The organism is Kocuria sp. p3-SID1428, from assembly GCF_025149945.1.
Taxonomy (GTDB): domain Bacteria; phylum Actinomycetota; class Actinomycetes; order Actinomycetales; family Micrococcaceae; genus Kocuria.
The window spans coordinates 83,522-95,565 of the sequence record NZ_JALXVH010000004.1 but is presented as its reverse complement, the minus strand read 5'-3'; the positions used below and the strand labels follow the sequence as shown (position 1 = coordinate 95,565).

The window sequence follows — 12,044 nt, the reverse complement described above, 5'->3', positions numbered from 1 at the left end:
GTGCCACGACGAGCGATGCTGCTGATGAGCGTGTAGATCAGGAAAGCGATGATGGTGGCGGTGATCATGGCCACGCACCCCAATTGTCGGGATTGTCCAGGACAGGGGTATTTCCGAGAATATCGACGCGGGGGTTGTCATTGGAAGGCGGTATAGAGAGATCCTTTCTCGCCGCTGTGAATATATGTGAGGTGACGTAGTCCCCTCCGGGTTGGGGATGCGTTACGCGACCCGACGCGGCGGGTGGAGGGTTCAAACGGCGCTCGGGCCCTCGGGGGTGGAATTCTGTCTCGTATTTGAGGCGAAGATTTTTTGCTGTGAATCTCCTGTCGGCGTGGCGCGGCTGTGGGGGTCTTCGGCGGGTGCTGGGGTGACCGGCGCGTCGAGGAGTGCTCGGGCTGAGTCGTAGGCCTCCGCTGCTCGTTGGTCCTTGGGGCGTGTGTCTGGCAGCGGCTTGGTGGGGTCTTCCCAGCCGCTGATCTGCCTGGCGAGCAGGACGGAGTCGACAGTCTCGGAGGGGTGGTGATTGAGGGTGAGCCGCCAGGGCTCATCGACGGTCTGGGTCCGCAGCGTTGCGAGCCGGTCGTCGATCTTCGTGACGAGCTGTTGAACGGTGGCGGCCTCATCCGGAGTCTCCGGAGTAGGCAGTCGCAGCGAGCCGTGGATGCGTTGGGCATCGGTGCCGGCGGGGTGTGCTTGGAGAGCGGAGAGGGCTTCGCGTGGTGCGTCAGGAACTTCGGTGGGGAGGTCGCGACCGGCGGCGACGGCGTTGACGATGGCGGGCCAGTGCTCGGAGTTGGCCCATGCATCTGCGGTCTCGGAGCCGTGGGCGTCGCGGATCCATTGGACGGTCTGTCGGGTGGCGATGGCCTGACCGGTGTAGCGCAGTTCGTCGGTGAGGCGGGTCAGGTCGTTGTCCCAGCCGTGGGCGTGGTCGCGGATCTCGTGGGCGGTCAGCTCCGTGTCGGTGCGATCTAGGACGCGGGAGAGCTGGTCCTTGGCCGTCTGCGGGGTGAAGCGGTGGAGCAGCTGCCAGGGGTCGGGCGACTCGTCATCCGGTGCCGGAGGGGGCAGCACGGCAGTGTTCGAGTGCTTGCCGCGCGTCATGGAGACGTAGAACGTCTCTCGCGAGGTCTGGTTCGGGTCGACAGCGGTGATCGCGCGGTCGACGGTGACCCCCTGGGCCCGGTGGGCGGTGGAGGCGTACCCGAGCTGGGTGTTCTCGAGGACAGCATGCGGCAGGTGGACGGTCGCGCCGTTGTCTCGCGCGGCTTCGAGTGTGCCGTCGTCGTTGAGGGCGGTGACGGTCAGGAGGTCGCCGTTCTTGATGAAGTCGCCCTGGTCGTCGAGCACCAGGCGTTCATTTCGGCGGGTAAGGATGCGGTCGCCGAGCCCGGCTACGGAGGCTCCGGAGAGAGCGACGGTGGTGGTGTGGTCGATCTCCTTGGTGCTGCGCAGTAGGTCTTGGGCCTGGAGGTTGAGGCGGTCGACGGATTCCTGGGAGGCCGACAGCAGCAGCGCACTGCCTTGGGTGCGGGCTTCGGCCCACTGATCGAAAGCGGTGGCTTCGACGGCTTCGGGCTCGTCGACCTGGGTGATGCGGTCGTGGTCGAGCAGCGGGTCGATGGCGTCGTGGTCGCCTTGGCGCAGAGCGAGGGAGTTGGAGGCTTCCCAGTCGTTCTTGAAGCGCCAGACGGATTCGAGGGTGGCTGCGGTGACGTTGGGCTGGTCCTGGTGGCGCTCGATCCAGCCGAGGGTGCCGCCGGCCTCGATGGCTCCGAGCTGGGACGGGTCTCCGACGGCGACGATGCGGGCTCCGGCGGTCTCAGCCTGTGCGCGCAGTCGATCGAGGGAGTGGGTGCCGGCCATGGAAGCCTCGTCGACGATGACCATCTGGCCGGGGCGCATCTGGTAGCGGTCCTGGGTGGTCTCCAGCTCGGTCAGGGTGGCGTTGAGCCGGCGTAGCGTGCGCTGCTGCTGTGCGGTGGGGGCGCCCGGCAGCTCGTCGAGCAAGTGGGTCATCTGCTGTCGGGTGGCGGTGATCTTCTCGTGGCGGCGGGCTGCTCCGGGGCCTTCGGATTCCCAGAGCCACTTGACGACGTTGTCGGTGGGGACATCGATCTCTTTGCCGAGGACGGAGGCGGCTACGGCGGAGGGTGCGAGGCCGACGATGCTGCCGGGACCGTGTTCGTCCTCCCAGACCTGCCGCAGCGCGGAGAGGCAGGTGGTCTTGCCGGTTCCGGCGGGGCCGATGAGCGCGGACAGGGACTGGTCTGCGGTCGCCAGGCGCAGCGCTGCCTCGCGCTGGTCGGGGGCCAGGGAGTGGCCGTCTCCGACGGTGACGGCATCGAGGATCTGTTCGGCGCGCTGCCGATCGGTGATGGTGGGCGCCCCGGTGTTGGTCGCAGCGGTGATCAGGCGCTCCTCAGCGGAGAGCTGGTCCTGGGTCGCGTAGGAGGCTGAGTCGTTGAAGGCGTGATCTCGACCAGAGCTGAGACCGGGCTGCGCGTCGGAGGAGTGCTGGAACCGGGTGGGGGTCAGGCGCACGGTCTGATCGAGGGCCTGATCGGTGAGTTCGTCGAGGAGCCGATCGCGTTCGTCTGCGCTATGGCAGCGCACAGCGGCCAGGGAACGGGAGATCTCGGCGTGGACGTTGGCGCGCGTGAAGCTGGTGCGCTGGGCCGCGACGGCGGTGACTGCCCGTGAGGCGATCTCCTCCAGAGTCTCGGGCTGCGGATCGGAGGCTGTGGTGATGGTGGGCTCGTGGCCTGTGGCAGCGGCGACGACGTCCTGGGCGGTGTGCCCGAGGGCCGATGCCTGGAGACGCCAGTCGCTGGACTTCTCCTCCAGGGACCGGAGGCTGTCGGGATCCTTGGCGGTGCGGGTCGAGAGCGTGGCCTGCTGTCGGATCCGGAGGAGGTCCTGGCCGGTGGGTGCCGCCCCGTGGTCGGCCTCCCACTTGGCGATCAGCCGGTCCTTCTCGGCCTCGATCACGCGAGAGCGGGAGGCGAAGGCGTCGATGAGTTCGTCGGGGACGCCGGCGAGTTCGATGCGCGCGTTCCGATCAGCGACGGTGAGGCCGTCGTGGTCGTGGGCCGGTTCGCCACGGACTTCGGCTCGGGTGCCGAGGGTGCGTGCGAGTTCGTCGAACAGGATCCCGTTGAAGCGCTCGGAGGCTGCCACCACGTTCTTGTGCAGGGCGACGGAGTCCAGGGTGGTCCAGGCGCCGTCGGAGGCTCGCTGGACCCTGTTAGCGATCACGACGTGGGTGTGCAGCTGGGGGTCGCCGGCTCGGGAGTCCCAATGGTCGAACGAGGTGGCGATGAGCCCTCGGGTGGCGACCTTGGCGACGCCGGCATGACCGGCTCGGGTCTGGATGACTCGATCGTCGAGCCAGGACAGCGAGTCGTCGATCGCGCGGCGATGCGCGGCATGCACTGCTGCCTTGGTCTGGTCATCGGCCATGGCCCACAGCACGGAGACGGACTTCGGCACGGAGAACGTGAGATCGAAGCCGGCAACGGATTCGCGCTCGGACTTAGCGACCTTGCCGGCAGCGGTCTTCGCCCCGGCGGGAGCTTGCTGCTTGGCGATCGGTGCTCTGCCGAGTCGTTCGCCGGTTTCGGGGTGAGCGGAGTCCTCGAGGAGCCGGCGGGCTGCTCGGGAGGTGACGCGGGTGCCGGGGTCGATGCCGAGTCCGGCGATGCCGGCACCGATCCAGCGTCCGGGAGGTGCGCCGGCCTCGGTGTAGTAGCGGGTGAGGTCGCGGCTGCCGGTGCCGGCAGGGGCGGCGTCGCCGACGGTGACCTGCTCGATGTAGTAGCTGACGGACATCTTGGAGATAGAGACGGTCATCGGGTGGTCCTTCCGGTGCTGCCAGGACGGGCTGCCGGGCGAGCGGCAGGTCGGTTCTTGCGGGGCGGGGTCTTTGCCGTTGCTGGCTTCGGGTCGGCGGCAGGGGCCTGCCGTTGCCGCTGGTAGGTCGTGAGGACCTCTTGGTCGAGACCGGCAAGCGGCACGTTCGAACCGGCGGCTTGCCGGGCGATGCGAACGGCAAGGGCTTCCCACTGCCGGCGAATCTCGCGCGCTGCCGTCAGCTCGGGGGATATCTCCCGGACGGTCTGCCGCAGCCGCTGGACCTCGGCAGCGTGCTCCCGGACGGTCTCGTGGGCCTCGATGACCTGGTCCTGGAGCGAGGCATTCTTGGCGCGCAGCCGGTGCTGGTCCTTTCCGACGGAAGTAATCGCCCGCTCAGCGCGACGTCTCTCGGAGGCGGCCTCGGCCTCCAGCTCACGCATCCGGCGACGGTCAGCGTCGCGCCCGGCACGCAGCCGGGCGATCGTGCGCTCCTTGCCGACGAGCTGCCGCTCGCGCTTGCGCAGCTCGAAGTCCGGAGCGAGAGGGCGCACGGTCGCGGGCGGGTCGGACTCTGGCTGGCCGCGCCGACGGCGTCCGGCGGCGCGTTGCTGGCAGCGCAGGGAGCAGAAGCGGCGGTTGGGGCGGGCGTCTGCGGGCAACCGGACCCGGCAGACGGCGCAGTGCGTGGAAGGGCTCATAGAGGCCTATCGCGCGGCGTGCCGTTGACGTATGTCAACGGCAGTGCACCTTGGTGCCAGACGTGTGTGCAGTGATTTGTCTTGAATCTTGTGCAGGCAGGCTGGCCCCCCCTTGGGGGCCAGCCTGCCTGCAGGGTGTGGGGCTGGTCTGTCCTGGCCTCGTGGCCTGGGCATGACTCAGCCCCTCCAGCGGGGGGGGGATTACCTGGAGGGGCTGAGGGCCTATGGGAGCTGCCTGTCGGTCAGCTGAGTCGGATGAGGATCTTCTGCCCGGGGTAGATCAGGTCAGGGTCGGTGATGATGTCCCGATTGTCCTGCCAGATGGTCTGCCAGCCGCCCGGAACGTCGTAGTGCTCGGCGAGATCGCTGAGGGTGTCACCGGAGATGATCACGTACTCCTGCTGGCCGAACAGGTAGTGGTCGGGGATGTCCGATCGCTCGACACCGTTCTGGAACAGACTGGCCTGGAAGTCGGTCAGGGGCACATCGGCAGGATCTTCCGTCGGTGCCGGCTCGGTGACCGGTGCTGCCGACGGAACGGTGCCGGCGCTCGGAGCGGGCGCCGTCGGTGCCGGCGCCGCAGCCGTTTCCGGTGCCGGTGCCGGTGCCGGATGACGCTGCGGAAGGACGGGAGTTGCCGGTGCCGCAGCCTTTTCCGGTGCCGCCGCCGGAGCGGGTGCCGGTGCCGGTGCCTCGACGGGTCCGACCGGTGCCGGCTGCTCGACGGGTTCCTCGGGCGCCGGTGCCGCCGGTGCCGCCGGTGCGGGCGCCGGCTGCTCGACGGGTGCCGCCGGCTGGGGTGCCGGTGCGGGCTGTGCGGCAGGAGCCTCAGGCTCCGGTGCCGGTGCCGGCTGCTCGACGGGAGCCTCCGGCTCCTCGGCAGGTGCCTCGGGAACCTCAGGCTCCGGTGCCGGCTGCTCGGCAGGTGCTTCCGGCTCGGGCGCCGGATCTTCGGCAGGTGCTTCCGGCTCCGGTGCCGGTTCCTCGACGGAAGCCTCCGGCTCCGGCTCCTCGAGTCCGGGGTCGATCTGACCGGAGTCGACCGGGTCGGACGGCTTCGTGGTGGTCCCGGGGTCGATGGGGAGGTCGATCGAGTCGTCAGCGGTGGCCGGCGTGATGGCGGTGAGGCCGATGACGGGGGTGATCGTCAGGGCTGCGAGGACAGTGCGGATGCGGGTGTTCATTTCCGGGCTCCTTCTGCGGTGGTCATGGTCGTCGTGGTGATGGTCGGAAGGATGGGCCCCTTGGGATCGAGCTGAATGATCTCGGAGGCCGGCGTGTGGCAGGTCGTCGGTGATGACCGCGACGCAGGCGGTGGAAGTCGGATGGGCTGCATGCTCACTGGTCCTTTCAGTCGGAGGAATCCGGTGCGAAGGCGGCAAGGGTGCCGCGATGGTCGACGACGATGTCGCCGGAGTCGGTGAGGCCGAGCAGGTCCTCGGCGGTCGACGGCGCCGGAAGGGTCTGACCGCCGGGAGAGATGAGCACGGAGGTTCCATCGGTCTGCTGAGCGATCCATCCACCGGGAACCGCGATGATGGCGCGGTTGCTCGTGGACAGGTCGGAGACAGGGGAACCGATCTCTGCGGTGCGGAGGTTGATCGGGGTCGTGCCGGCAAGCAGCTGCTTGCCGTCGACGGAGGGGACCACGCTCATGCTGTTCCCCACGCTGGGGAGGTCGTGGGTCTCCACGATCTTTCCGTTTTCCGCGTCATGGATCGCCAGCACGCCGCCGGAGCCGCCGTCGGACCAGATGACGGCTGCGAAGTCGTCAGTCGCCCCGAGCCACTGCGAGATCGTGGCGTCGTCGGAGGGGCCGATCAGGCGGGTCGAGGACAGCTCCTCACCGTCGGTGTCGGCGTGGACGAGGGAGCCGCCTTCAGCGCTGGAGGCCCACAGGAACCCCGCATTGTGGGCCGGGGCGATCGGAGAGGCGGATGAGCCCGGGGACTTGTGGGTCTGGAACCCATCGGCGGTCACGACCTGGATCTCGTCAGGGCGGACATGGTCGCGCTGGGGGACGGTGAAGGCGGTGCTGCCGCGCACGACCAGGCGGCCCTCCTCGCCGATCTCGTTGTCGACGAGTCCGTGGTCCTTGGACCACGTCATGACTCGTCCCTCAGCCGGCAGCAGCAGCGCCCCGTCTTCCAGGGAGTAGACGTTGCCGTCGAGGGACGCCGGGAGGGTGACGGAGCCGGTGGGGTCACCGTTGTCGGTGCGGACGATGTCGAGAGTCCGGCCTGAGACAGCGCCGATGTGCTCACCGTCCGACGTCATTCCCGTGCTCTGATCCGTCGCACCAACGACTTCCCACGTCGAGGTGCCAGAGAACCCGGCTGGAGAGATCGCCTGATTCTGGATCGGAGCCGGCGACGACGATTCCTCGGTTGGTGTCGCCGAGTTCTCGGGCTCCTGCGACTCGGGCGCGCTGTTGGGCTGAAGGTCATCGTTCGAGAGCATGGCGTTGGCGCCGAGACCGAGGCCGGCGAGCACGAGCACGGCGGCAGCGCTGCTTGCGAGCACCAGACTGCGACGCTTCTTGCGCGTGGCCTGGGCTGCGTTCTCGTCGTCATCGACGAGGTCGTCCATGAGGTCGTCGGGGTCCTCGGTGTCCTCATCGACGTCTCGCTGGGCGACGTTGTCCTCCGTCGGCGTGGGGTCGATCGACTTGGCGTCGTCGTGATCGGTGCCGATGGTCTGGAGGATGATCTCGACGTTGCCGGCACGAGCGGCAGCCTCGGCCTGGCTGAGTGCGACTGCCAGGGTCGAGACCTCGCGATCGTCGGGTCCGTCGTCGAGGGGGACGGTCATGGTCCACGGTGAGAGCAGCAGCCGGAAGTCGACGGGCTCGGGGGGCGCGCTGTCCAGCAGCGTCCTGGACCCGTCCGGGCGCAGCTCCCAGACACGCAGCGTCTCGGAGCCGTCCGCGACGGCGATGGTCGCGGGTCGATCGGTCGCCCGGGTGTGCTGCGCGATCGCGGACCAGACGTCGTCGACGCGTTGCTGCGGCATCCGCCGGTCACCGACGCTGAGCGTCAGCGTTGGAGTGAGCGTGATGGTGGTCGTCACAGGATCCCCCCCCTGAAGCGAATGAGCGAGGACGTCTGCGCCCTCCCCGCCTTATCGCAGGCCGGCCTGGGTCTGTAGTGCAGCGAACTGATCGCTTAGGGGGATCGGCGGGCTAATCAGTCCTGGGTGAGGACAGCGAGACGGCACGGTGGCACCTGCCGATCGTTCTCGGAGGCTCGTGCTCAGGTTCAGGCGTCACGTCACGCCGGCGGCGCCCAAGGGAGCGCAGCGACCGTTGGGTGTCGGCGGAACGAGAGTCCAGGGGCCGAGCCTCTGGAGCGGGGTCCGGGGCGGCGGTAGCCCCGGGGGTGAGTTCACGAGGACGAATCCAGCGGGGGAATCTGACGGACCGCGCGGGTCAAGGACTCTGTGTCGAGGCCGACGTAGATCTGCGTTGTGGCCACGGAGGCGTGCCCGAGCAGTTCTTGCACCGCCCTGAGGTCTCGACTGCCGCTGTAGGCGGTCGTGGCGAACCGGTGGCGGAGGGTGTGCCCAGTCCACCCAGAACCGAGCAGCCGGGAGAGGTTCTTACCGACGTGGTCGGGGTGTCAGTGACCCGTGAAGCGGCCTGGGAAGGCCCAGCCTCCGCGCGTTTTGATGATCTCTAGGTGAGGGGCAAGGACTGGGTGGATCGGGATGAAGCGTCGTCGCCCTCCCTTTCCAGTCACAAGGAGGAAGTCGCCTTCGATGTCGTCCGCATGGACGCGAGCGATCTCCGAACGGCGTAGGCCACCGAACGTGGCGAGGAGGATCATCAGGCGCTGTCGGGGTGTCTCTGCTCGCTCCAAGGCCGATCGGACGGTTTCAGTTGGAGTCGGGCGCGGGGTTGCTGGCGGGATCTTCACGCCAAGTAGCAGCGCTGCTGGATCATCAGGGCGACGTTGCGTTGCGTTCTCCCACTGGAAGAAACGACGAATCGTGGCTCGCGCAGACTTGCGGCTGTTCGGTGACCAGGACGGGTTGGCGACCCATGAGTGGAGCACGTCTGCGGTGATGTCGCGAGGGCCTGCGGGGGCGGCGTGCTCAGCGAGCTTCAGCAGGCCCCAGCGGCGGAGCCTGATCGTTCCTTCTGCCTGGCCAGCTGCGCGGAGCCAGGTGGAGAAGTCATCGATGTCCCGGGACCACTGTTTAGATGCACACATGAATTGATCTTGCAGGGAGGAGTCCCACCCACAAAATCAATGTATCCGCATGTGCTGTTGGAGGCTAACCCATGACATTGCAAGGAGAATGCACCGTTGCGCGAGCGGATAATCGAAGGGTTACTGGTTCGAGTCCAGTCGGGGGAGCAGTGAATAGAGGGCCCCACTAGGCACGATGCCTAGTGGGGCCGTTCTCGCCCCGAACCAGAAACTAGCAGGATCCCACGCTTTCCCCGCGTTTTCGATTCGGCTGTCTGGTCCTAGGCTGACTGTATGGATGAGCCAACATGCCGCAGCTGCCAGACCGCCGACTACCTCCGCATCCTCGACTACTCGGAGAGGGAGACCTGGGAGAGGACCATCCCCGTCAACGGAGGCACGATCCGCAAGCCCGCGTCCAAGGCCGCGGAAGCATCTTTCTTCTGCGCCAGGTGCGGGGCCTTCAACGGTCACTCCGTCCCTGACGATTGGGCTCCCGCTGACGGCCAGGTCTCGGACGAGGAGATCCTTGCGAGGTTCGGTGCCTACTGGAAGAGCCCGTCACAACGAGTGGAACCCATGCCTGACGGGCGCGGCTACAAAATCACCGGCCGTTGATGAATCAGTCGCCGAGGCTTTCGAGCGCCGCCGACACATCCGGGGCCACGGACGCCCGCTGAACGTAGTGCTTCGAGGTCACCGCCGTGCCCGAGTGTCCCAGCACCGCAGCCGCGTCCTCCGTGCCCGAGGACCGATCCACGAGCGTGGCCACCGTCTTGCGGAACGTGTGCCAGGTGACCCAGTCGAAGCCGCGCAGGTGCTCCGATCCTGGCGTCACGCCACTGCCGCTCGAGGTTGTTCACCTCCCGCAGCGTCCCCGTGGACGACGGGAACACCAGATCGCGGGTGTTCGGCAGCTCCTCCACCGATCGACGCAGCAGCACATCAGCGGCGAACCGCGGCACGGACACCGTGCGGAACCCGGCCGCCGTCTTGGCGTGCCCCTGTCGGACCAGACCGGCCTCCGTGCGGACCACCGTCCCGCTGATCGTCACCGTCACGGGGGAGGCCCCGAGGTCTACGTCCGCCCACCGCAGGGCCAGCAGCTCACCCACACGGGCGCCCGTCCCCAAGGCCACGTCCACGACCTCCGCGAGGTCCTGCGCACGGGCAGGCCCGTGGGCGGCCGGCTGTGCCAGGTAGGCGCGCAGCCCGCGCCGCAGAGCCCGCACCTCCTCCACGCTCAGCGCCCGCACCGCCTTGGGCTGGCGCCCCGGCAGCCGCGTGTCCGGCACCGGGTTGGCCCGCACAGCATCATGGCGAGCGGCCAGCCCGAACATCTGCGCCAGCACCGTCTTGGCCGTCTTGGCCCGCCCGGGTGTCTCGGCCGCGACGCCCTTCAAGAAGCGATCCAGCTGTCCGGTGGTGGCCTCCCACAGCGTCAGCCCGCCGACGCCCGGAACGATCACCGTCTCCACCGTGCGCCGGTACTGCGCCACCGTCTGCGGCGGCCGCGAGGACTGCGCGATCTCCGCCACCCACACCTCGGCCAGTGCGGCCACCCGCATGGACGGGGTGATGTGAGGTCGCCGGCTGCGGCCATACGCTGCGAGAAGGTGCGCTCGAGAGCGCGCCGCGCCGCGGTCGCGCTCGTGCTCGTGGCCTCGAGCTGCCGCGTCTTGCCGGTCAGATCCCGGTAGCGGGCACGGGCGCGCACGCGGCGCTTCCCGAACTCGGTGGTGCTGATCTCACCCAACGTGCCGATGGGCAGCTGCGGCCTAGGCATCGGTCTCGCCTTCCTCGCCCAGGGCCTCGGTGGTGCCCTTTCGGCTGTGCCTCTGATGGATCCCTCGTGCTGACTGGAGGGCGAGCTCTCGGTATTCCTCGTAGCTGTACATCTCGGCGGCCGCTGCAAGGCCGATGACACCTTCCATGGCCACATCGCCGGGGCTCTCCCTGGTGATGGTGGAGGCTTCTGCGGCGTCCATGCCCTGCAGCGCGTCCGGCGATGCCTCCAGCACCACGGTCAGCGAGATCTGGCGTCGGATATAGGTGGGCGGATTCAAGCGGTCAGCGCAACATCTCCTGTGAGATGGGACAGTCACTGACCACAGGAGGATCCGGATGCAGGGCAAGCACGGTCATCTCAGCCGGGAGCAGAAGCAGCTGGCGCTCAGGTTGCACGCGAGGGGCTGGCGGCTGGTCGATATCGCCAAGGAGATCGGCTGCAGCGCGCCGATGGTCGGGGTCATGGCCCGGAGCGGCAGGCACCTTGATGCCAAACCGCTCGGCTGGAAACCACGCCAGGGCTGCCTGACGATCGATGAGCGCGAGCAGATCCTTCTGGGGATCAATCGTGGCGACACATTCACCGCGATCGCCGGGCAGCTGGGGCGTGCGGTGTCGACCGTCAGCCGTGAGGTCAAGCGCGGTGGGGGTCGCTGCGAATACTCGGCTTGGCGCGCACATGAACGTGCCCGCCAGCAGACTCGTCGGCCGAAGCCGTTCAAGCTCAGGCCCGGCCGACTGCTCGAGGAGGTCGCCAGTCGGCTGGAGCAGTTGTGGTCGCCCGACGAGATCGCGGTGCGCCTACGGTTGGATCATGCCGATGATCCGCAGATGCGTGTGAGCCACGAGACGATCTACCAGTCGCTGTTCGTGCAGGGCAGAGGCGAGTTGCGCCGTGAACTGGCCCGGTGCCTGCGGTCCGGAAGGACGGCTCGCAAGCCTCGCGGGGCCATCGAGGGTCGTGGCCGCATCCCCGGCATGGTGATGCTCAGCCAGCGCCCTGCCGAAGCCGACGACCGTGCAGTGCCCGGGCATTGGGAGGGCGACCTCATCCTTGGTCAGGGCAGCCGCAGCGCTGTCGGGACGCTCGTCGAGCGCTCGACACGGATGACATTGCTGCTGCACCTGCCCGATGGCAAGAGCGCCGAGCAGGTCGAGGCAGCAATGCGCGAGGCGGTCAGCAAGCTGCCGTCTTCCTTGGCCCGAACGATCACCTGGGACCAGGGCGCGGAGATGGCCAAGCATGCTGCGTTCACTACCGCCACGGGCATTCCGATCTACTTCTGCGATCCTCACTCGCCCTGGCAGCGCGGCAGCAACGAGAACACCAACGGCCTGCTGCGCCAGTACCTCCCCAAAGGCACCGACCTCAGCGGCCTTAGCCGCAGGGAACTCGACATGATCCAGGACAGTCTCAACGGACGCCCTCGGAAGACATTGGGCTATCTGACACCATCAGAGAAGCTCGCAGAGTTCCTTGCGCTCACCGCTTGAATCCGCCATGTGGAAG

The 12,044-nt window shown here is 68.0% G+C and carries 9 protein-coding genes; 3 read left to right on the top strand and 6 right to left on the bottom strand.

The window, feature by feature from the left end:
- Nucleotides 1-252 precede the first annotated feature (252 nt).
- Nucleotides 253-3,855, bottom strand: coding sequence for a MobF family relaxase (gene mobF / locus M3E84_RS01995; RefSeq protein WP_259894333.1), 3,603 nt, complete (start codon nucleotides 3,853-3,855; stop codon nucleotides 253-255).
- Nucleotides 3,856-3,995: 140 nt separating this feature from the next.
- Here mobF and M3E84_RS01990 point away from each other — a divergent pair, with 140 nt between their 5' ends.
- Nucleotides 3,996-4,631, top strand: a complete 636-nt coding sequence (locus M3E84_RS01990) for a hypothetical protein (RefSeq protein WP_259894332.1) — start codon at nucleotides 3,996-3,998, stop codon at nucleotides 4,629-4,631.
- Between the two features lie 167 nt (nucleotides 4,632-4,798).
- Here the strand turns inward: M3E84_RS01990 and M3E84_RS01985 are convergent, their stop codons facing one another.
- The 3 genes from M3E84_RS01985 to M3E84_RS01975 all read right to left on the bottom strand — a co-directional run bounded on the left by M3E84_RS01985 (nucleotide 4,799) and on the right by M3E84_RS01975 (nucleotide 8,140).
- Nucleotides 4,799-5,740: a LysM peptidoglycan-binding domain-containing protein gene (locus M3E84_RS01985; protein ID WP_259894331.1), complete on the bottom strand. Its 942-nt coding sequence runs from the start codon at nucleotides 5,738-5,740 to the stop codon at nucleotides 4,799-4,801.
- Between the two features lie 166 nt (nucleotides 5,741-5,906).
- The gene (locus tag M3E84_RS01980) at nucleotides 5,907-7,625 is read right to left on the bottom strand and encodes a hypothetical protein (RefSeq protein ID WP_259894330.1); all 1,719 of its coding nucleotides are present in this window, start codon (nucleotides 7,623-7,625) and stop codon (nucleotides 5,907-5,909) included.
- 314 nt (nucleotides 7,626-7,939) lie between these two features.
- Nucleotides 7,940-8,140: a tyrosine-type recombinase/integrase gene (locus M3E84_RS01975; RefSeq protein ID WP_311200412.1), complete on the bottom strand. Its 201-nt coding sequence runs from the start codon at nucleotides 8,138-8,140 to the stop codon at nucleotides 7,940-7,942.
- A gap of 900 nt (nucleotides 8,141-9,040) precedes the next feature.
- On the opposite strand from M3E84_RS01975, the gene M3E84_RS01970 reads away from it, so the two are divergent.
- A complete protein-coding gene (locus M3E84_RS01970) occupies nucleotides 9,041-9,364 on the top strand; it encodes a hypothetical protein (RefSeq protein WP_259894329.1) in 324 nt (107 codons plus the stop codon).
- Here M3E84_RS01970 and M3E84_RS01965 read toward each other — a convergent pair.
- Nucleotides 9,343-10,314, bottom strand: coding sequence for a hypothetical protein (locus M3E84_RS01965; RefSeq protein WP_259894328.1), 972 nt, complete (start codon nucleotides 10,312-10,314; stop codon nucleotides 9,343-9,345). The genes M3E84_RS01970 and M3E84_RS01965 overlap by 22 nt on opposite strands.
- Nucleotides 10,315-10,524: 210 nt before the next feature.
- Nucleotides 10,525-10,812, bottom strand: coding sequence for a hypothetical protein (locus M3E84_RS01960; RefSeq protein ID WP_259894327.1), 288 nt, complete (start codon nucleotides 10,810-10,812; stop codon nucleotides 10,525-10,527).
- A gap of 58 nt (nucleotides 10,813-10,870) precedes the next feature.
- On the opposite strand from M3E84_RS01960, the gene M3E84_RS01955 reads away from it, so the two are divergent.
- Nucleotides 10,871-12,028: an IS30 family transposase gene (locus M3E84_RS01955; protein WP_259894326.1), complete on the top strand. Its 1,158-nt coding sequence runs from the start codon at nucleotides 10,871-10,873 to the stop codon at nucleotides 12,026-12,028.
- Nucleotides 12,029-12,044 lie beyond the last annotated feature (16 nt).